This is a genomic window from Novosphingobium acidiphilum DSM 19966 (assembly GCF_000429005.1).
GTDB lineage: Bacteria > Pseudomonadota > Alphaproteobacteria > Sphingomonadales > Sphingomonadaceae > Novosphingobium > Novosphingobium acidiphilum.
This window is the reverse complement of record NZ_AUBA01000013.1, coordinates 42,335-61,916: the sequence shown is the minus strand read 5'-3', so window position 1 is coordinate 61,916 and position 19,582 is coordinate 42,335. Positions and strand designations below refer to the sequence as shown.

General features: G+C 64.2%; 18 protein-coding genes. 11 read left to right on the top strand and 7 right to left on the bottom strand.

Going from position 1 to position 19,582, the window contains the following annotated elements:
• Positions 1–8: 8 nt before the first annotated feature.
• Positions 9–503, bottom strand: coding sequence for a GNAT family N-acetyltransferase (locus G404_RS0112080; RefSeq protein ID WP_028641314.1), 495 nt, complete (start codon positions 501–503; stop codon positions 9–11).
• An 86-nt stretch (positions 504–589) separates the two neighbouring features.
• On the opposite strand from G404_RS0112080, the gene G404_RS18945 reads away from it, so the two are divergent.
• A complete protein-coding gene (locus tag G404_RS18945; protein ID WP_051280629.1) occupies positions 590–1,351 on the top strand; it encodes a hypothetical protein in 762 nt (253 codons plus the stop codon).
• An 81-nt stretch (positions 1,352–1,432) separates the two neighbouring features.
• Positions 1,433–1,852, top strand: coding sequence for a hypothetical protein (locus G404_RS19850; protein WP_156906291.1), 420 nt, complete (start codon positions 1,433–1,435; stop codon positions 1,850–1,852).
• A gap of 87 nt (positions 1,853–1,939) precedes the next feature.
• Here G404_RS19850 and G404_RS0112065 read toward each other — a convergent pair whose 3' ends face one another.
• Positions 1,940–2,857, bottom strand: coding sequence for a hypothetical protein (locus G404_RS0112065; RefSeq protein ID WP_156906290.1), 918 nt, complete (start codon positions 2,855–2,857; stop codon positions 1,940–1,942).
• Positions 2,858–3,441: 584 nt separating this feature from the next.
• Here G404_RS0112065 and G404_RS0112060 point away from each other — a divergent pair.
• From G404_RS0112060 to G404_RS0112035, 5 genes are all read left to right on the top strand, one after another.
• A complete protein-coding gene (locus G404_RS0112060; RefSeq protein WP_051280625.1) occupies positions 3,442–5,031 on the top strand; it encodes a M28 family metallopeptidase in 1,590 nt (529 codons plus the stop codon).
• Between the two features lie 91 nt (positions 5,032–5,122).
• A complete protein-coding gene (gene guaB, locus G404_RS0112055) occupies positions 5,123–6,580 on the top strand; it encodes an IMP dehydrogenase (protein ID WP_028641311.1) in 1,458 nt (485 codons plus the stop codon).
• Positions 6,581–6,589: 9 nt separating this feature from the next.
• A complete protein-coding gene (locus tag G404_RS0112050) occupies positions 6,590–7,771 on the top strand; it encodes an RsmB/NOP family class I SAM-dependent RNA methyltransferase (RefSeq protein WP_028641310.1) in 1,182 nt (393 codons plus the stop codon).
• A 65-nt stretch (positions 7,772–7,836) separates the two neighbouring features.
• Positions 7,837–8,343 (top strand): tetratricopeptide repeat protein, encoded by a 507-nt coding sequence (locus G404_RS0112045; protein ID WP_245584509.1) that lies wholly within the window; start codon positions 7,837–7,839, stop codon positions 8,341–8,343.
• Positions 8,344–8,430: 87 nt separating this feature from the next.
• Complete coding sequence (locus G404_RS0112035; protein ID WP_028641308.1) at positions 8,431–8,982, top strand: hypothetical protein; 552 nt, start codon at positions 8,431–8,433, stop codon at positions 8,980–8,982.
• Between the two features lie 2 nt (positions 8,983–8,984).
• Here the strand turns inward: G404_RS0112035 and G404_RS0112030 are convergent, their stop codons facing one another.
• Complete coding sequence (locus G404_RS0112030; RefSeq protein ID WP_028641307.1) at positions 8,985–9,503, bottom strand: RNA pyrophosphohydrolase; 519 nt, start codon at positions 9,501–9,503, stop codon at positions 8,985–8,987.
• Positions 9,504–10,460, bottom strand: coding sequence for an alpha/beta hydrolase (locus G404_RS0112025; RefSeq protein ID WP_028641306.1), 957 nt, complete (start codon positions 10,458–10,460; stop codon positions 9,504–9,506).
• A gap of 326 nt (positions 10,461–10,786) precedes the next feature.
• On the opposite strand from G404_RS0112025, the gene G404_RS0112020 reads away from it, so the two are divergent.
• The 3 genes from G404_RS0112020 (at position 10,787) to G404_RS0112010 (ending at position 15,172) form a co-directional block, all read left to right on the top strand.
• On the top strand, positions 10,787–12,676 hold the full coding sequence (locus G404_RS0112020) for a 2-oxoacid:acceptor oxidoreductase subunit alpha (protein ID WP_028641305.1): 1,890 nt from the start codon (positions 10,787–10,789) through the stop codon (positions 12,674–12,676).
• 11 nt (positions 12,677–12,687) lie between these two features.
• Complete coding sequence (locus G404_RS0112015; protein ID WP_028641304.1) at positions 12,688–13,704, top strand: 2-oxoacid:ferredoxin oxidoreductase subunit beta; 1,017 nt, start codon at positions 12,688–12,690, stop codon at positions 13,702–13,704.
• A 100-nt stretch (positions 13,705–13,804) separates the two neighbouring features.
• Positions 13,805–15,172, top strand: coding sequence for a cryptochrome/photolyase family protein (locus G404_RS0112010; RefSeq protein ID WP_028641303.1), 1,368 nt, complete (start codon positions 13,805–13,807; stop codon positions 15,170–15,172).
• Here G404_RS0112010 and G404_RS0112005 read toward each other — a convergent pair.
• The 3 genes from G404_RS0112005 to purF form a co-directional block, all read right to left on the bottom strand.
• Positions 15,169–15,537, bottom strand: a complete 369-nt coding sequence (locus G404_RS0112005; RefSeq protein ID WP_028641302.1) for a PilZ domain-containing protein — start codon at positions 15,535–15,537, stop codon at positions 15,169–15,171. The two genes, G404_RS0112010 and G404_RS0112005, sit on opposite strands and share 4 nt — an antisense overlap.
• A gap of 118 nt (positions 15,538–15,655) precedes the next feature.
• Positions 15,656–16,375 carry an SDR family NAD(P)-dependent oxidoreductase gene (locus G404_RS0112000; RefSeq protein WP_028641301.1) on the bottom strand — a complete coding sequence of 240 codons (720 nt, stop codon included), beginning with the start codon at positions 16,373–16,375 and terminating at the stop codon, positions 15,656–15,658.
• Positions 16,372–17,841 (bottom strand): amidophosphoribosyltransferase, encoded by a 1,470-nt coding sequence (purF, locus tag G404_RS0111995; RefSeq protein ID WP_028641300.1) that lies wholly within the window; start codon positions 17,839–17,841, stop codon positions 16,372–16,374. The genes G404_RS0112000 and purF overlap by 4 nt, the downstream gene beginning before the upstream one ends.
• Positions 17,842–18,044: 203 nt before the next feature.
• On the opposite strand from purF, the gene G404_RS0111990 reads away from it, so the two are divergent.
• A complete protein-coding gene (locus G404_RS0111990) occupies positions 18,045–19,508 on the top strand; it encodes a sensor domain-containing diguanylate cyclase (protein ID WP_051280623.1) in 1,464 nt (487 codons plus the stop codon).
• Positions 19,509–19,582 lie beyond the last annotated feature (74 nt).

Below are 19,582 nucleotides of genomic sequence, written 5' to 3'. Positions count from 1 at the left end.
CGCAGCGCCTAAAGCCCGGTGACCTGCATCGACACGATCTTGCCGCTGTCGAGCGTGCGCGTGCCGAGTTCGACAAAGCCGTATTTGCGATGGAACGCGATTGATCCGGGATTGGCGGGAACCAGATCGATCTCGGCCGCCATGATCAGGCTTCCGCGCCGCCGCGCCTGGGTGGCGAGGTGGTCGTACAGCGTGGTGCCCAGACCCAGGCCGCGTGCGGCATCGCCGATCACGACCCGGTCGATATAGACAAAGCGGGTCAGCCGATCGGCGAACCAGTCGAAATTGCCATTGTCATACGCGGCGCCGTTCTGCATCGCCAGAATGAACCCGATGACCTGCGATCCGCGTTCAACCACCGTACAGTACGTACTCACCGCGTGCAGCGCGCGTAAACGCGCGGCATCCATCGGGCTGGTTACCGCAACCACCGCATCGTTCAGCGCGACGATTGCGGCCGTATCGTCCAGCGTGGCGCTGCGCAGTGCGACAGTTTCGGTCAATTCTGGTTCCTGGTGTTCATCGGCGCGACAGGCCACATCGGCAAGACTGCGTGCACTCGTCAAACCCGATCGTGCAAGGGGGCGCAATGCCAAAAGTAACCTATCGCATGCAGGGCAACCGGCCTGCACCCCGACCAATCCGTATCAGCGTTCCGGGTTGGGCCGGCGACAAGCAGCCGCGCGCCGACGGCAACCACGAACAACCGTGGCATTGTCTGCCGTTTTCGGAAAGCGCGCGCTATGGCCTGGAACTGCTCTATCCGTTCGAGGCGGAATTGCGCGTGACCACCCAGGACGGGCAGGTCCGGCTCGATGCCGAGTGGGGCCCGCCGCCCGAGGGTGAAGCCGCCTGGCCTCCGTTTCGTCCCTTCGGGCCGGATTATTATTCCTATCAATTGTCGCTCGATATCGCGGTGCCGCCGGGCTTTGCGGTGCGCACCGAGCCGCACCCGCGCTATTTTGCCGATCCGACCCACACCACGCCGCTGGCCGTGCCCGCCTTGATTCGCTCCGAATGGTGGCCCATGGTGTTCTTTGCCATTTTTCGCGCGCCGCCGCCGGGCGTCACCCATGTGTTCCGCCCTGGCGAACCGATGATGGCCTTTGTCGTGATTCCCGAAGATCCGGATATCGAGCTGGCACCAATGAGCGCCGAAGACGCTGCGCAACGCGAATTGCGCGCGCGGCGCATGGCCATCAGCCGCGACCGGCTGGCCGAAGGCACCCAGTGGATGTCGGACACCAACACCATTTTCGACGGGACCTATCGCAATTTGTACCGCGCAGCCCGGGCACGGGGTGCACCACGCGCCAGCGATGCGGACGATCCTGCGCTGAACGGGGGATGAAGCGCATGTTCAGGCTGTGCTCGGGCATGCCGGTTTATCGAAGTTTCAGGGTAGGGCTTGTTTCAGGAAAGGACCACAGTCATGACACGCAAGACTTTGATGTTGGCAGGTGCCGGGGCTGTTGCCCTAGCAGGCGGCGCGGTGCTGGCACCGATGGCCATGGCCGATCCCATTCCGGCCGCGCACAGCTATGCCGAACTGCTTGAACCCGTACCCGACGCCATGGCGCGCATTCACGCCGACAATGCCATGGCGGCGAACAGCCCGCAGGTGATCCCCGCGGGGATCAATATCGGGATCAATCTGCATCACCACCACCATCATCACAGCGCCTGGTGGTACCGGCATCACGGCTTTTTCTGGAACGGCCAGGTGTGGATCCAGGGCCCGCCGCCGTATTGGCACAACCACCACTCTGACTGGTACCGGTCGCACGGTTACAACTGGGATGGGCACGTGTGGGCCCGGCCGCACCATCACCACCATCATCATCATTACTGACGCGACACCGCAGCACGCCATCGTGCGGTTGCAACACCGTCGACGTGGCCGGGTGGGCCGCGTTGACGGTGCCTGTTTCAGGCGGGATCAGCCTTGCGCGGTGCAGATTTTGGCGACATCGGCCACCGAACGCACCGCCTCGCGAATGGATTCATCGACGGCCATCTGACTGCGGACGACATTCATGCCCTGGGCTTTCATCAGCCGGTTCAGGGCAACCCCCGACAATGCGTGTCCGGGATTGCGCACGCCATCCGCTTTGATCAGGAATGCCGCCACGCTTGGATTATCGCGATAGACTTGCGAAGACCTTGCATCCATGCCCATCGCGGCAGCGGGCGTTACGGCCCGTCCCCGGTGATCAGCAGTACCAACCGCGGCAAGTATCCGGTCGTTGCGCGGCCCGTTGCGGCAGGCCGCGCTCGCCCTGACAGGTGGAGAAGTGGCGCTGGCGGCGCGTTTGCCATAGGTTGCACCGGTTGTTGGCCGCACCGGCACGATGCCCGTCGCACGATGCGCTGGCATGGCAGCAGCGATTGCGCCAGGAACCGGGCAGGCAAGGTGGGCCATGGCCTCGGCCGAGCCTTTGCCGCTGAAGCGGAATGTCTGCCCGTTGGTGGTGATCACAATAGATCTGGCCGAGGCGATCGCTGCGAACTGCGGCACGTCGAGATCGGCAATAAAGTCGGCCGACAGTTTGCCGAGCGGAGCTGCCCCGCTGTTGTGCGGCGCAAGCGTGAAGCGTGTGGCCAGCGTCGTTGCCTGGGTGGCCACGATCAGGGTGCCGACCCTGCGGCGAAGCACTTTCAGCAGCGCGGCGTTGGCTGGCGCAACTGCCACACCAAAGACGAAATGCGATGCCCCGTCCGCCGAGCCATTGCACGCAATGCCGACAAACGCGCCGTTGCGGCCGCTTTCCTCGTCTGCCACCGCCAGTTTGGCGCGGTCACGAATGGACCACGCCAGCTCGGGCAAAGTGTCGGTTGATGCGGGCGATACGATCATGGCGAACGGTGTCCTGACCTTGCGCGCGTTCGCAATATTGCCCGCCAATTGCGAAAAAATGATTCCAGCAACAACCCGAAAGCTTATACCAAATAATTGGCGATATTTCCGCATGGCAATCCGAACATTCAAAGTGTGGGTCAGGCGTGACCGATATCACCAGACTGATTTATCAACGGTCGATGGTGAAATGACGACGCTGTGTCATCGATTGGTATTGCCAATACACCGCTAAGATGAACTTTGGACCGGACAAAGATATTAACAAACCATTGTTAATTCGGTCGCAATATTATCGAATGACATCGAAAAACAGCCGATTTGAAAATGGATTTTAAAATTTTGGCTTGGCTAACGATGGCGCTGAATACCGACCAGGCCCTTGGCGTCATTTCAGAATATTAACATGGTGCCGGTGCGCCTCCGCAGCGCAGACCACGCGGCAGGCCCCCGCAGCCACCGGGCACGCGCTTCACGCAGAGTTAGCAACACTTTGCCGAAATGGGCGCTTGCGTCGAAACGCACCATTTGTCAGGCAGGGTGTTGGTACGCAGTTGGCTGCGGGTGTGCATCGGGACCGGGCAATGGCGTTTGGGCAGAACGGCGAACAGACGCGCAAGGCCATCGGGCCGGCGGCGCGGCTTTTGGCCGTGTGCCTGCTGGCGGTTTGTGCGCCCGATGCGGCAACCGCGGCGCGCCCCGCAAACCGCAGCACGGCTGCCGTCGCCGTACCGTCGCGTGACCATCCGATCGAGGCGGCGCTGCGCCGTCATGTCGAAACGCTGGCCAGCGATGAATTTGCCGGACGCGAACCGGGCACCGATGGCGAAACCAGGACCTTGCGCTATCTGGCGCAGCAATGGTTCGATATCGGCATGGTCAGCGGAACCAACGATCCGGGCAACGCCTGGTTTGCACCGGTCGAACTGGTTGAACGCACCCCGCAAGGAAGCCGTGCGGTGTTCATGCACGGCAGGCGGCATATCGCGATCGACGCGGGCGGGGTATTTGTGGTCACCTCGGGCTTGCGCAGCCTGATCGAAGAAGCGCCACTGTTGCTGGTCGGCGGCGATCTCAATCCTGAAACCGCGCGCACCGAACTGGCGGGCCGCGTGGCGGTCATCTTCGACAGCCAGGCGCCAGAGGGCACATCGCCCGATGAACGCGCCGGGCGCCTGCTCGATGCAGGCGCCGCTGCGGTGATCACCGTGCTCGATGGCACCCGCCCCATCGACGATGTCATCGCCCGCCGACGCCGGCCGGGTTATGCCATTGCCGGACAAAGGATGGGTGGCGATCTGCAGGCCTATATTTCACCACAGGCGGCCGAAGCTTTGTTCGACGCGGCAAATCCCGGCTCTTTCGCCGTGCTGCGCAGCGCCAGCGCGGGCCCCGGATTTGTGCCACGGCCGCTTGGTATCACCGCCACGCTGGAGGCGACGGGCAGTGAAACGCGGATCCATACGCACAATCTGATCGGCAAGATCGAGGGCCGCAGACACGATCTGGGCGCGGTGCTGCTGGTGGCGCATTGGGACCATTTCGGGCGTTGCGCCGATCCGCCGGCCGAACACCTGATCTGCAATGGCGCGGTCGACAATGCCAGCGGGTTGGCTGTCATCACCGAAGCAGCACGGATTCTGGCCAGTGGGCGTCCTGTTGATCGCGATATCTATGTGCTGGCCACCACGGGCGAGGAACTCGGCCTGCTGGGTGCGCTGGCCTTCACCGAAAATCCGCCTTTGCCGCTCGATTCGATCATGGCCGTGCTCAATGTCGATTCCACAGGACTGGTCGGACCAGGCCTGCCGGTCAGCGTGATCGGCAGCGGGATGACCGATCTGGATGACAGCATCGCCACTGTCCTGAAATCGATGCATCGGCGCCAGGTTTCGATCCCGGCGGCCAACACGTATGTCCGTCGTCAGGATGGCTGGGTGTTCATCCAGCACGATGTGCCCGCGGTCATGGTGTCGAGCGCCTATTCCGACCCGGTGCGGCTGGATAAGTTCATGGATGAACGGTATCACCGCCCGACCGATGTGGCGGCGCGCGTTGAATATGGCGGAATGGCCGAAGATGTGCTGCTGCAGGTCGAACTGGCGCGCTATTTTGCCGATGTGCATCGCTTTCCGGGGCCGCCGGTGCCGCGCCAGGACCCTGCGGCACGGTGAACATTTGGGTGAAAAGACGCCTAGCCTAACTGGGCAGGCTTGATTACATGGGCCGCCACGAATCCCCGCGGGAAAGAAAGTGGCAGCCGTGATCGATATCCCCCTTGGCCTGACATACGATGACGTGCTGTTGCGTCCGGGCGCGTCCGATCTGCTGCCCAGCCAGGCCGATACGCGCACCCGCCTGACCCGCGGCATCCCGTTGAACATCCCCGTGCTGTCATCGGCAATGGACACCGTGACCGAGGCCGACATGGCCATCGTCATGGCACAGCTGGGCGGGATCGGCGTGCTGCATCGCAATCTGACCGTTGAAGAACAGTGCGCCGCAGTGCGCGCGGTCAAGCGGTTTGAAAGCGGCATGGTGGTCAATCCGATCACGATTTCGCCCGATGCGACGCTGGGTGAAGCGCAAAGCCTGATGCGGCATCACAAGATCAGCGGCATCCCCGTGGTCGAGGCAACCGGCCGCCTGGTCGGCATCCTGACCAACCGCGATGTGCGGTTTGCCGACAATCCGGCACAGCCGGTGCGCGAACTGATGACGCATGAAAACCTTGCCACGGTGCCGCTGGGCACCACCGGCGATGAAGCGCGCCGCCTGTTGCACCAGCGCCGTATCGAAAAGCTGCTGGTGGTCGATGCGGCGTATCACTGCATTGGCCTGATCACGGTCAAGGACATCGAAAAGGCGGTGAACTATCCCAGCGCGACCAAGGATGCCGCGGGTCGCCTGCGTGTTGCTGCGGCGACCACGGTGGGCGAAAAGGGGCTGGAACGCACCCGCGCACTGATCGAGGCCGAATGCGACGTGATCGTGATCGACACCGCGCATGGCCACAACGCCGATGTGGCGCGCGCCGTCGCGCTCGCCAAGGCGCTGTCGAACGATGTCCAGGTGATCGCGGGCAATGTCGCCACGGCCGAGGCCACCCGCGCGCTGATCGATGCCGGGGCCGATGCGATCAAGGTGGGGATCGGGCCGGGCTCGATCTGCACCACGCGAATTGTCGCGGGCGTGGGCGTGCCGCAGCTGACCGCGGTGATGGAATGCGCTGAAGAGGCCGCGCGGTCGAACGTGCCGGTGATTGCCGACGGCGGCTTGCGCACCTCGGGCGATGCGGCCAAGGCACTGGCTGCAGGCGCAAGCACGATCATGATCGGATCGCTCTTGGCAGGCACCGAAGAAGCACCGGGCGAAACGTTCCTTTATCAGGGCCGCGCCTACAAATCCTATCGCGGGATGGGCTCGGTCGGGGCGATGGCGCGGGGTTCGGCCGATCGCTATTTCCAGCACGATATCAAGGACCAGATGAAGCTGGTGCCCGAAGGCATCGAGGGTCAGGTGCCGTACAAGGGCCCGGCCAAGGATGTGATTCATCAGCTGGTCGGCGGCATCAAGGCGGCGATGGGCTATACCGGCAGCGCCACGATCGCCGATCTCAAGGCGCGGGCGCGGTTTGTGCGGATTACCAATGCGGGCCTTCAGGAAAGCCATGTGCACGACGTGGCGATCACGCGCGAAGCGCCGAACTATCCCACCCGCTGAACGCGTGACGTGAACCCGGCAGCACGTGTTCAGGCGGCGATCGATCTGCTCGATGCGGTCATTGCTGCCGCGCGCGGGCAGGGCGCCTCGGCCGACCGGATTGCTGCGGACTGGTTCCGCACGCGCCGGTTTATCGGATCGTCGGACCGCCGCGCGATCCGTGATCGGGTGTGGGACGCGATCCGGGCCTGCGGCGATATTCCACCCGATGGCCGCGCTGCGCTGTTGCGCCTGGCAACCGATGACCCGGCATTGGCCGCATTGTTCGATGGTTCGCGCTACGGCCCTGCGCCGATCCGCGCCGATGAGGTGCCTGCCGCCAGCGGTGTTGCGCCGCACTGGCTGATCAGCGCGCTGGCGCTGAGCGGCCTGGACGAGGCGGAACAGGCAGCGCTGCTGGCGCGTGCACCGCTCGACATCCGGGTCAACCGGCTGCGGACCACGCGCGACGCGCTGGCATTGCAATTGCCGGTGCCATCCGACCACGGCCCCGCGCCCGATGCGCTGCGGCTGCCAACCGGGACCGCGGTCGAGGCGTGGCCAGCCTTTGCCCAGGGCCTGTTCGAAGTGCAGGATGCCGGCAGCCAGGTGGCGTGCGCCGCGTTGAACGCACAATCGGGTGAAACCGTCGTTGACCTGTGTGCGGGCGGCGGGGGCAAGACGTTGGCGCTGGCAGCGATGATGGCGGGGCAAGGGCGGCTGATTGCCTGCGACATCGATCGCGCGCGTCTGGCGCGCCTGCCCGAACGGGCAGGCCGGGCCGGCGCTGCGGTCGAATGCCGGCTGCTGGATGGTGGCCGTGAGCGCGATGCGATTGCCGATCTTGTGGGCACGGTGGACGCCGTTCTGGTCGATGCGCCGTGCTCGGGCACCGGAACCTGGCGTCGCAATCCCGAAGCGCGCTGGCGGCTGAGCCCCGAAATCATCATGCGTTATGCCAAATTGCAGGCGCATGTGCTTGATCTTGCGGCGGATCTGGTGCGCCCTGGTGGACGGATCACGTTTATCACCTGTTCGTTGCTCGATGCCGAAGGGGCGGACGGCGCGGCGGCTTTTCTCAATACCCATCCCGGTTGGAAAGCGGTCGACGCCGCGGCGCCAATCGGGCGCGCGCGGGGTGCCGGTTGGCGGCTTACCCCCGGGCACGATGGCACCGACGGGTTTTTCTTCGCAAACCTGGTGCGGTCATGATAATCGATCGATCCATGCAGTCCGGTCGCGCCCGACAGTCTGATACCCCGATGAAGGAGTTGCTGATGCGGTATTTCCCCGTGGCCCTTGCGTTGTCGCTTGCGCTGGCAGTCAGCGGCAGCATGGGTCAGGCGCGTTCGACCGGGCCGGTTGATCCGCGTGCGGGTGAACTGCTGAGTTCGGGGCGCAGCGCCCTGGCGCATGGCGATGTCGATGCCGCGACCGATGCGTTCGAATCCGCGCTGGCGGTCGATCCGGGCTATCCCGGCACGCTGGTCGCGCTGGGCGATGCGGCGCGCAGGGCGGGTATGCCGGGCAAGGCGATCCACTATTACCGGGTGGCGCTCGACCGCGATGCCAACGATCTGGCGGCGTTGAGCGGTGAGGGCGGCGCGATGGCCGAAAAGGGCGCGCTGGCCAAGGCGCGCGACGATCTGGCCCGTCTGGAAGGGCTGTGCGGCAAGACCTGCCCCGAGGCACGCGCGCTGTCCGATGCGATCACGCGCGGGCCGGCGCCAAAGGTCGTCGCAGCCGAGGCGGTAAAACCGCAGCCGGTCACCCAGACGAACTAGGTATTGGTGCTTATACGCTGTTGGCGCGGCGGATAGCGATGGCGTGCCATGGCCGGATTGCCCGATCGCGGGCGCGGACCATGGCGCATGACCACGATTTCCAGCGCAACCAGCGCAGTGTCAGCATTGACCCGCTATTACGAAGCGCAAAATCCTGCGCCTGCGGCGGCCGCCGGCACGACAACGACGTCGGCTGCGCCCGTGGCCAGCACCCTGACCAGCCTGATCGAAGACAGCAGCACCAGCGCGTCAATGGCGGCGCTTTTGGGAACCGGCACGGGTGGCACCAGTACGCTGTCGACTTTGCTCAGCCTGGCCAACAGCGGCACCACGGCGAACACCGGGCTGCTTGCCACCATACTGGGCAGCAGCAGCGCCAGCAGCGCAGGCAGCCTGATCGCCGGCATGTCGGACCAGGCCGGCAGTGCCGCCAGCAGCTTGTTGAGCGACCTGAACGGGCAAGCGACCGATTCCATCGGCAGCACGCTGCTGGCTGACCTTGCCAACCCGGACAGTGCTGTTCCAGGCACCGGGTCGACGCCGCCGTCGCAGGCCGGCACCCGGCAACAGGCGATCATGGCCGCGTTGGCCGGGGCCTATAGCCAAAGCCAGCAGAACATCCTGTCGCTGCTGGTCTGACCTTACAACAGCGGGCGGAATTCCTCCAGCACCTGGCGATAGACCCGTTTTTTGAACGGCACGATCAGGTCGGGCAGCATTTCGGGATCGACCCATTTCCATTCGGCAAATTCGGCCGGATCGTGGGCATTGAGATCAACCTGGCTGTCCTCGCCGGTAAAGCGCATCAGCAGCCATTTCTGGCGCTGGCCGCGATAGCGCCCTTTCCACAGCCGGCCGATCAGTTCGGGGGGCAGATCGTAGAAATACTCTTGTTCCGATTCGGCCAGGATCTGGACCCATTCGGCGGTCACCCCGGTTTCCTCGTGCAGTTCGCGCAGTGCAGCCGTGCGCAAGTCTTCGCCTTCGTCGATCCCGCCCTGCGGCATTTGCCAGGCATCGCCTTCGCCTGTCGCGGCCTCGCCACGGGCGGCGCGTTCGCGTGTGTCGATGCGCTGACCGACAAACACGCGGCCCGCAGAATTGACCAGCATCACGCCCACGCAGGGGCGGTAGGGAAGCCCGGCAAATTGTTCGGTCATCTAGATGTGTTCCAGTTGCTGTCGGATCGCGGCAAAAATGCGCTTGATATCACCCTGTGCGCTAGGGATCGCCTTGCGCAGTTGAACGAAACCATGAATGATTCCAGGCACCTCGATAAAGGTGACCGGCACGCCGGCACGGATCAGTTCCGCGCCGTAGACCCGCCCGCTGTCGCGGATCGGATCAAGCCCGGCGGTCACTAGCACGGTCGGCGGGGTCTGTGCATGATCATTGTAAAGCGGATAGGCACGCGGGTCGCCGGGTGTGGCACAATAGCCATCGGCAAACCATGCCATGGTATCGGCGGTCAACAGGTAGCCGTCAGCAAACTGCGCGAACGATGCATGATCGGGCTTGTCGTCCGACAGCGGATAGAGCGGTGCCTGCGCGATCACCGGCACGGCGGCAGGGCGGGCAACCAGCGCCTGCGTGGTCACGATCGCCAGATTGCCGCCGGCCGAATCACCGGTAAAAATCAGCCCGGTTACCGTACGGCCCAGCTCTGCGGGACTGGTGGCGACCCAGCGCGCGGCGGCTTCGCAATCATCGGGCGCGGCCGGAAACGGGTGTTCCGGGGCCAGGCGGTAATCGACCGCGATCACCGGCAGATCCAGCCCGGCGGCGATTTCGGTGCAAAAGGCATGGTGCGTGTCCAGATCGCCGATGACGAAGCCGCCGCCGTGAAAGAACACCACTGCGGGCCCGGCGTCACGCGTTTCGCGCTGATCATACAGCCGCACCGCGATCGGCCCCGCGGGCCCGGGTACGCTCAGATCGCGGATCACCGCCAATGGCAGGGGATCGGCTTCGCCCACGCTGCCCATTGCGAGATAGGTCTGGCGTGCCAGTTCGGGGGTCAGTGCGCTCATCGGGGGCGCCCCGGCGCTGTTCATGAACGCCAGAAACGCCGCGACATCGGGGCGGACGTATGGGCTGTGGGGTGCGGTATCGGCCATGATGATCGTGCATCCTCTCATGCAATCGGTTTGCCGTGTTTGCCGGCGGGCGCTGATGCGCCTGCCGCTGCGGTCGGGAATAGGGGTAAGTGCGCTTTTGCAACTTGACTAGGGCCAATGACCAAGATCAAGGGAACGCCTGATTTTTTCGGACAAGGACGGTCCAATACCGGCATGGGCCCAGCTTTGCAGGTATGACAGGCCCCAGAATTTCTTTTTTGCGCTTGGCCGCCGGCGGGGTTAGGCGGCTGCTCGGACTTGCGCCAGGCAGATGTGACGAACCAGGCGCGCCGATTGTGCATCGGGCGCGCGATACGAGGGATATGATGGCTACAGCAACAATCGACGGACCACAGGGATTGACCGGTGGGCACGACGCCCCGGCAGCACCCGAAGCGGTGGTGGTTCGTTTCGCTGGCGATTCGGGCGACGGCATGCAGTTGACCGGTGGACAGTTCACGCTGTCGACCGCGCTGGCGGGCAACGACCTGTCCACGTTCCCCGATTTTCCTGCTGAAATACGCGCGCCGCAGGGCACGTTGTTCGGCGTATCGGCGTTTCAGATCAACTTTGGTTCGACCGAGATCGAAACCGCCGGCGATCAGCCCGACGTGCTGATTGCGATGAACCCGGCGGCGTTGAAGGTGAACCTTGACGCGCTCAAGGTGGGCGGGCTGATCATTGCCGACAGCGGCGAGTTCAACAAGCGCAACCTGGAAAAGGCCAAATACGACGCCAATCCGCTGGAGGATGGCAGCCTTGAACGCTGGCAATTGCTGTCGTTCGATATTTCCGCGCTGACCCTGCAGGCGGTCAAGCCTTTCGGGCTTGGCAACAAGGAAGCCCTGCGCTGCAAGAACATGTGGACGCTGGGGCTGGCGCTGTGGATGTTCGACCGTGATCGCGCGCCGCTGATCGAATGGTTGCGCGGCAAGTTCATCAAGAACCACGTGCTGGCCGATGCCAACATCGCGGCGCTGAACGCGGGCCATGCCTATGGCGAAACCGCGGAACTGGCCGGGCCCTTGCGGCAGACGCATATTCCCGCCGTGGCCAGCGAACCCGGGCTTTATCGCACGGTTACCGGCGCGGAATCGATCAGCTATGGTCTGGTCGCGGGCGCGCAATTGGCCGAATTGCCGATGTTTTTCGGCGGATACCCGATCACCCCTGCCAGCTCGATCCTGCACAATCTGGTCAAGCTGAAGGAATTCGGCGTAACCACGTTTCAGGCCGAAGATGAAATCGCCGCGATCTGTTCGGCGATCGGCGCGGCCTATGCCGGGCATCTGGGTGTCACCTCGTCCTCGGGCCCGGGCATTGCGCTCAAGACCGAGGCGATGGGCCTGGCGGTCATGACCGAATTGCCGTTGGTGATCGTCAATTCGCAGCGCGGCGGGCCTTCGACCGGCCTGCCGACCAAGACCGAGCAGTCAGACCTGTATCAGGCGGTCTATGGCCGCAACGGCGATGCGCCGATCCCGGTGATTGCCGCGCGCAGCCCCGGCGATGCGTTCGATTGCGCGATCGAGGCGGTGCGTGTGGCGGTGCACTATATGACCCCGGTCATTCTGCTGACCGATGGCTATATCGCCAATGCGGCAGAGCCCTGGAAAGTGCCTGATCCCAGCACCTACACGCCGTTTCCTGTGACATTTCTTGAACAGCCCAATGGCCCTGACGGCCAGGTTCTGCCCTATGCCCGCAACGACAAGGGCGCGCGGCCCTGGATCAAGGCAGGCACGCCGGGTCTGATGCACCGTATCGGCGGGATCGAAAAGAACCCGCTGACCGGCAATATCGACTATGCGCCTGCCAGCCACCAGATCATGACCGATGCGCGCAAGGCCAAGATCGACGGGATCGCCAAAAGCATCCCGCCGCAGGATGTCACGCTGGGCGAGGCGGGTGGAAAACTGGTCCTGGTGGGCTGGGGCAGCACCTTTGGTGCGATCCACCAGGCGGTGCGCCGCGCGCGCAAGCGCGGGCTTGACGTCAGCCACGTGCATGTCCGCCATATCTGGCCAATGCCGGAAAATCTGGGCGATTTGCTAAGGGGTTACGAAAAGGTCCTGGTGCCCGAAATGAACACCGGACAGTTCAAGACGGTGCTGCGCGATCAATTCCTGATCGACGCCCGCCCGCTGACCAAGACCAGCGGCCAGCCCTTTACGATCGCGGAAATCGAAGCCGCCATCGACGCAGCGCTGGCGTAAAGGATCATACGATGAACGATCTGACCCCGATCAAGACCACTTTGAAAGACTGGGAAACCGACCAGGAAGTGCGCTGGTGCCCGGGCTGTGGCGACTATGCCATTTTGAAGGCGGTGCAGCGCACACTGCCCGAACTGGGCTGCGACCCGTCGAACACCGTGTTTGTATCGGGCATCGGCTGTTCCAGCCGGTTTCCGTACTACATCGAAAGCTATGGCTTCCACACGATCCACGGGCGCGCGCCTGCCTTTGCGACGGGCATCAAGCTGGCCAATCCCGACCTCGACGTATGGCTGATCACCGGTGACGGCGATGGCATGTCGATCGGCGGCAACCACACGATGCACGTGATCCGCCGCAATCTGAACACCCAGATCCTGTTGTTCAACAACGAGATCTATGGCCTGACCAAGGGGCAATATTCACCCACCAGCCGCGAAGGCACCCATTCGCCGACCACTCCGCTGGGGTCGGTCGATCATCCGGCCAGCCCTTGCGCGTTTGCGCTGGGAGCGGGCGGCCGGTTCATTGCGCGCAGCTATGACGTGTCAAAGGACCTGCCCCAGGTGCTGAAGGCAGCGCATGCGCACAAGGGCGCGGCGTTTGTCGAAATCTTCCAGAACTGCATTGTCTACAACAAGGACCGGTTCGACGATTTCACCGCCAAGCCAGTGGTCGATGCGACGCAGCTGTGGACCCGTCATGGCGAACCGCTGCTGTTTGCCAAGGGCACCAGGGGCATCGCACTCGACGCCGCTGCGCTGAAGCTGAAGGTTGTCGATGTGATCGATGGCGACTGGCAGGCGGCAGGGGTGATGGTGCACGATCAGACCAACCGCGGTCTGGCGCATCTGCTGGTGGAAATGCCGTTTGGCCTGTTCCCGATGGCGCTGGGCGTGATCTATGACGACCCCCGTCCGACATTTGAAAGCGTGCTGCTGGGCCAGGATGTCAAAGCCCGCGCAGGAAAAAGCGCCGATCTGGGCAAGCTGCTTGCGAAAGGTCAGACGTGGACCGTAGCCGACTAGCGTCGGCTGAAGACTGTTGCCGACTGGCGTCGGCGGGTCGCCATACCGCCTGCCCGAAGGGGCAGGTCGCGTGCAGCGCATTGCCCTGCACAAGGGCGCCATGACCGAACCTGTACTTGTCTGGCTGCGCCAGGACCTGCGGCTGGCTGACCAGGCCGCGTTTCTGGCTGCAGCAGCCGAAGGCCCGGTGATCCCGGTCTATGTGCTTGACGATGAAACCCCGCGCCACAGGCGGATGGGCGGGGCATCGCGATGGTGGCTGCACCACAGCCTGATCAGCCTTGATACCGATCTGCGCAAGCTTGGATCGCGGCTGGTGCTGCGCCGCGGCAAAGTCGAAGACCAGCTGGCCTGCGTGGCGCGCGAAACCGGCGCACGCCGGGTGCATGCGCTGGCCCATGCCGAGCCGTGGTGGCGCAACGCCGAACGCGCAGTCGCCAAAACGACGGATCTGGTGCTGCACCAGGGCCAGTATCTGGTCCCGCCTGCCACTTTGCGCACCGGGGCGGGGCAGCCCTATCGCATCTACACGCCGTTCTGGCGATCGTTGTTGCAGCATATGCCCCCTCCACCGGCCGTGCCTGCGCCGTCGCGTCTGGATGGACCGGCGGTATGGCCTGCCAGCGATGCGCTGGACGACTGGCATCTGTTGCCCGCCGCACCCGACTGGGCAGGCGGCATGCGCGAGACCTGGACACCGGGTGAGGCCGGCGCGCTGGAACGGCTGACTGCGTTTGCCGATCATGCTGCGCGTTATGGCGATCGGCGCAATCTGCCCTCGGTCGAAGGCACCTCGCGCCTTTCACCGCATCTGCATTTTGGCGAGATTTCGGTGGCCACGGCATGGAATGCCGTGGCCGGCGCAGGCGGTTCGGTCGATGTGTTCCTGGGTGAACTGGGGTGGCGCGATTATGCCGCCAATGTGCTGTGGCAATTGCCCGACTATGCCACCGCCAATGCCAAGCCGGCCTACGACCGGTTGATCTGGCGCGATGCGCCCGATGACGTGCGTGCGTGGCAACGCGGCATGACCGGTTATCCGATTGTCGATGCCGGGATGCGCGAATTGTGGGCTACCGGCTGGATGCACAACCGCGCGCGGATGATCGCGGCGAGCTTTCTGGTCAAGCACCTGCTGATTGACTGGCGCGAAGGCGAACGCTGGTTCTGGGACACGCTGGTCGATGCCGATCACGCGGCCAATGCGGTCAACTGGCAGTGGACCGCTGGCACCGGTGTCGATTCGCAGATGTTCGTGCGGATCATGGCGCCGCTGACCCAATCACCCAAATTCGATGCTGCGGGCTATATCCGTCGGTGGGTGCCCGAACTGGCGCATCTGCCAGAGCCGTTGATTCACGATCCGCCGGTGCGGCCAAAGGCCTATCCGGCGCCCATCATCGGCCACGTCGAGGCCCGCGCGCGGGCATTGGCGGCGCACGCCCACCTCAAGCAGGCGATCGATTAGGAGGCCAGTTCGGCACCCGGGTTGCGATGCTGGTCGACAATCGCGTCGTAAACCTCACGCTCCATCAAAGTGGCAAAGGCAATCCCGGCAAGCCCTGCTTCCCACCAAACCACTTCACCTTTGATCGCGGCAAAGCCCGGCATCGTCAGCCAGCACATGCAGTGTTCTTCCAGCCGCATCGGCGCAGTGGCGGTATAGCCGCCCAGCGAAAGATCGCGCACGGTTGTCTCGAACGCGCGCGATCCCGACAGGCGCAGCGATGCGGTGATGTGCACCCGCGCGCGCGGCGCGCTGCGATCCTCTTGCGAGGCGTGTTCATAACTGCCCGGTCCAAACCGGGAATCATTCCAGGTCGTGCTGCTCATTGCCCTGCCCCGAAACTGCACCCGCCGGAAAATCAGCGGAGCACGCGGTTGCACAGGGTGTGGCAGATCGGCGTTAACCGATGGTCAGGCGAAATGGTAAAGAGGTATTACCGATGTTCTACGCAATGTTTTCAATGCGTTCGCGGTGCGGGCTGACAAAATCGCCTGCCGCCAGCGCGACAATGCGCGCGGCCACCACGTCGGGCGATTTCACGCTGGCCGGATCTTCGCCCGGAAATGCCTTGGCGCGCATCGCGGTGCGCGTCGCGCCGGGGTCGACGATCGCCACGCGGATATCGGAAATGCCGCGCACTTCCTGCGCGTAAGTGTCCAGCAGATTGTCGAATGCCGCCTTGGACGCGCCATAGGCCCCCCAATAGGCACGGGGGCCCGCACCGACACTGCTGGTCAGGCCGATCACCCGCGCCGCTTTGGCTTTGCGCAGCGCGGCGTGAAAACTGGCGATCAGCGCCTGTGTCGCGGCAACATTGAGCAGCAACCCGCGATTGAGGTCGCGCGGTTCGATTTGCCACACGGGCGTCAGCACCGGCAGGACTGCCGCATTGATCACCAGCAGATCGAGTGCTGGCCAACGCGTGGTGATGGCTGTGGCCAGCCGGCCGATGGCATCGGGTTCGGCCAGATCGCACGGTGCGATCGTGGCGCTGCCGCCGGCTTCGAAGATGGCCTCTTCAACCGCTTCCAGATCGCGCGCGGTGCGTGCGACCAGGATCACATGCGCGCCTGCAGCGGCCAGCGCGCGGGCACTGGCCGCGCCGATCCCGCGGCTGGCGCCGGTGACCAGCGCCACTTTGCCGGCAAGTACGGGGTCGTTCATCCTTTGACTTTCGCCCGGGTCTTGCCCAGCACTGCCGCCTCGCGATCGCCCAGATCGGTCAGCCGGGTGGGATATTCACCGCTGAAGCAGGCGTCGCAATATTGCGGGCGGGTGTTGTTGCGCTGTGCCTGGCCGACGGCGCGATACAGCCCGTCGATCGAAACGAACGCCAGGCTGTCGGCCTTGATGAACTTGGCCATTTCCTCGACATCCATCCGCGCGGCGAGCAGTTTGGAGCGTTCGGGGGTGTCGACGCCGTAAAAACACGAATGTTCGGTGGGCGGGCTGGCGACGCGGAAATGCACTTCGCTGGCGCCGGCTTCGCGCATCATCTCGACAATCTTCATCGACGTGGTGCCGCGCACGATCGAATCGTCGATCAGCACGATCCGCTTGCCCGCGACCAGGGCGCGGTTGGCATTGTGTTTGCGCTTCACATCGGCATGGCGCTTGCCATCCGAAGGCTGGATGAAGGTGCGCCCGACATAGTGCGAACGGATAATGCCCAGTTCGAAAGGAATGCCCGACTGCTGGGCATAGCCCAGTGCCGCTGGCACGCCGCTGTCGGGCACCGGGATCACCAGATCGGCCTCGATGTGCGCCTCGATCGCCAGTTGCTCGCCGATCGCCTTGCGCACCTGATAGACCGAACGGCCGCCGATGATCGAATCGGGGCGACTGAAATAGACGTGTTCGAAAATGCACATCCGCGACGCGGCGTCGACAAACGGCCGGTGGCTGACGATCGTGCCATCCAGCGCCACCTGCACCAGTTCGCCCGGCTCGATTTCGCGCACGAATTCGGCGCCGACCACGTCCAGGGCAACGGTTTCGCTGGCAAAGATCACCGCATCGTCAAGCTGGCCCATGACCAACGGCCGGATACCCAGCGGGTCGCGGCAGGCGATCATCCCCTCGGGCGTCATGCAGATCAGCGAATAGGCCCCTTCGACCAGTCGCAGTGCATCGGTAAACCGGTCAAGCAGCGTGGGATAGCGGCTGGTCGCGACCAGGTGGATGATGACTTCGGTGTCCGAGGTCGACTGAAAGATCGCGCCCTTGGTAACCAGATCGCGCCGCAACGTCATCGCGTTCGAGATATTGCCGTTGTGCGCGATGGCAAACCCGCCCGAGGCCAGATCGGCATAAAGCGGTTGCACATTGCGCAGGCCGGCGCCTCCGGTCGTGGAATAGCGGACGTGCCCGGCGGCCATCATGCCCGGCAATTCTCCGATCGCATCGACCGACGAGAAATTCTGCGCCACGTGGCCGATGCCGCGCCGCGAATAGAACTCCATGCCGTCAAAACTGGTGATGCCCACCGCTTCCTGTCCGCGGTGCTGCAGCGCGTGCAGGCCAAGCGCGGTCATCGCGGCGGCGTCGCGGGTGCCAAGCACGCCGAAAATGCCGCATTCCTCGTGCAGCTTGTCGCCGTCCGCATCGAAAAAGGGATTGGTCAGGTTCATGTGGGTCTCTGATCGATGTACGGGCATGGAAAAACGGGCATCTGACAACCGGAAAGGACGGTTGATAGGCGTGTCATTCGCGCGCCATGTGGCCCCGATTGCGCCGGAACGCAAGGCCTGTCGACCATGTGTCGGTGTGGTGAAAGGATCGGTTAACCACGCGGCTTGAGCCGGAATTTACCATTCGCGGTGTTAATGGCGCAATGCGACGAATACCTAACCTTGCCGACATCGCGGGTCTTGCCCTGCTCTATCTGGGCGGGGTGGCGTTTTCCTGCCTGTTGTGTCGGGCAGACGGGGGTGTTGCGATGGTGTGGGTGCCGGGCAGCGTGCTGGCCGCGTGGCTTTATACCGCCGGGCGCGAGCGGTGGATGGCGGGCCTGATCGCATGTGCATTGGCCAATGAATTGGGGGCGGGGTTGTTCGGCTTGGGCTGGACCGCGGGGATCGGGCTCAGTCTGGCCAACATGATCGAGGCCGCGGCCGCTGCCGTGATGGCGCGCCATACCTTGCGCACGCATTGGCCCCACGCCACGTTTGAAATTGCCTCCGGGTTTCTGCTGGGGGCGGCGCTGGTCATTCCGGCCGGCAGCGCGCTGATCGCGGCCTGCACGGTGCATTGGGTTGTCGGCGGCGCATTTGTGCCCACGTTTCGTGACTGGATGCTGGGGCATGCAGTCGGGTTGACCGCGTTGTTGCCCTTTGCGGTGACAGCCGCGATCCGGCTGGACCGCCAGACCCGTGCGGCGGCGCAGCGGCGCCGCGCTGCTGACCAGCGCACCGCTTCGCACCGGCCGATCGCGTCCACTTTGATGGTGTTGACGATGGCCCTGCTGACGGCATGCGTGTTTCTGCAGGATTTGCGGTGGCCGCTGGTGGCGCCATTGCTGTTTGCGCTGTTCGCTGCGGTCTGGGCCGATGTGCTGATTGCCACCGCGATGCCGATGCTGGTCGCGCTGATTGCCGCGCCGCTGACCATGGCCGGGCTGGGGCCGATCGCGCCCGCGCTGATCCAGTCTGCCGACCGTCTCCAACTGGGGCTGCTCTATGCCGGGGTGATTGCATGCTGCACGCTGCCGGTGGTGGTCGAACAGGCGCGGCGGCGCCAACAGATCGCCATGCTCAGCCGCAGCGCTGCGCATTTCCAGGCAATGTCGCAACGCGCCGACACGCTGATCGATGAATTGCGCCAGGCCGCACTGACCGACCCGCTGACGCTGCTGCCCAATCGTCGGGCATTCTTCGAACGCCTGACCGCGCAGGCGCAATCGGGCGAACGGGCCTGCCTGGCGATGATCGACATCGATCATTTCAAGCGGGTCAACGACCGGTTTGGCCATGCCGCCGGCGATGCCGTGCTTCGGCACTTTGCCGATGTGGCACGCGCCAGCTTTCGCAGCGGCGACATGGTCGGGCGGATCGGGGGCGAAGAATTTGCAGTTGTCCTGCGCGGGGTCGACCTCGATCAGGCGTGCAAAATCTGCCAGCGCCTGGTCGACAAGCTGTGCGATACCGACATCGCCACCCCAGCGGGCACTGTGCGGGTAACGATCAGCACCGGGGTCGCCACGATCGGGTCGGATGGCGATGCCGCGATGGCCGCGGCCGACAGCGCGATGTACGAAGCCAAGCGCGGCGGCCGTTCGCGGCTGTCTTCGGTTGCCTGAACGCGGCCGTGCCTGGTGGCGTGGCCATTGCCACGCGGCCCGACAGATCCTAGATGCCGGTTAACCGGTCGCAA

What these genes read in the sequence shown, in the direction of transcription:
- G404_RS18945 (WP_051280629.1), top strand. Translation starts at nt 590, where the DNA reads ATGCCAAAAGTAACCTATCGCATGCAGGGCAACCGGCCTGCACCCCGA.
- G404_RS19850 (WP_156906291.1), top strand. Translation starts at nt 1,433, where the DNA reads ATGACACGCAAGACTTTGATGTTGGCAGGTGCCGGGGCTGTTGCCCTA.
- G404_RS0112065 (WP_156906290.1), bottom strand. Translation starts at nt 2,857, where the DNA reads ATGATCGTATCGCCCGCATCAACCGACACTTTGCCCGAGCTGGCGTGG.
- G404_RS0112060 (WP_051280625.1), top strand. Translation starts at nt 3,442, where the DNA reads ATGGCGTTTGGGCAGAACGGCGAACAGACGCGCAAGGCCATCGGGCCG.
- G404_RS0112045 (WP_245584509.1), top strand. Translation starts at nt 7,837, where the DNA reads ATGCGGTATTTCCCCGTGGCCCTTGCGTTGTCGCTTGCGCTGGCAGTC.
- G404_RS0112035 (WP_028641308.1), top strand. Translation starts at nt 8,431, where the DNA reads ATGACCACGATTTCCAGCGCAACCAGCGCAGTGTCAGCATTGACCCGC.
- G404_RS0112030 (WP_028641307.1), bottom strand. Translation starts at nt 9,503, where the DNA reads ATGACCGAACAATTTGCCGGGCTTCCCTACCGCCCCTGCGTGGGCGTG.
- G404_RS0112025 (WP_028641306.1), bottom strand. Translation starts at nt 10,460, where the DNA reads ATGGCCGATACCGCACCCCACAGCCCATACGTCCGCCCCGATGTCGCG.
- G404_RS0112020 (WP_028641305.1), top strand. Translation starts at nt 10,787, where the DNA reads ATGGCTACAGCAACAATCGACGGACCACAGGGATTGACCGGTGGGCAC.
- G404_RS0112015 (WP_028641304.1), top strand. Translation starts at nt 12,688, where the DNA reads ATGAACGATCTGACCCCGATCAAGACCACTTTGAAAGACTGGGAAACC.
- G404_RS0112010 (WP_028641303.1), top strand. Translation starts at nt 13,805, where the DNA reads ATGACCGAACCTGTACTTGTCTGGCTGCGCCAGGACCTGCGGCTGGCT.
- G404_RS0112005 (WP_028641302.1), bottom strand. Translation starts at nt 15,537, where the DNA reads ATGAGCAGCACGACCTGGAATGATTCCCGGTTTGGACCGGGCAGTTAT.
- G404_RS0112000 (WP_028641301.1), bottom strand. Translation starts at nt 16,375, where the DNA reads ATGAACGACCCCGTACTTGCCGGCAAAGTGGCGCTGGTCACCGGCGCC.
- purF (WP_028641300.1), bottom strand. Translation starts at nt 17,841, where the DNA reads ATGAACCTGACCAATCCCTTTTTCGATGCGGACGGCGACAAGCTGCAC.
- G404_RS0111990 (WP_051280623.1), top strand. Translation starts at nt 18,045, where the DNA reads ATGCGACGAATACCTAACCTTGCCGACATCGCGGGTCTTGCCCTGCTC.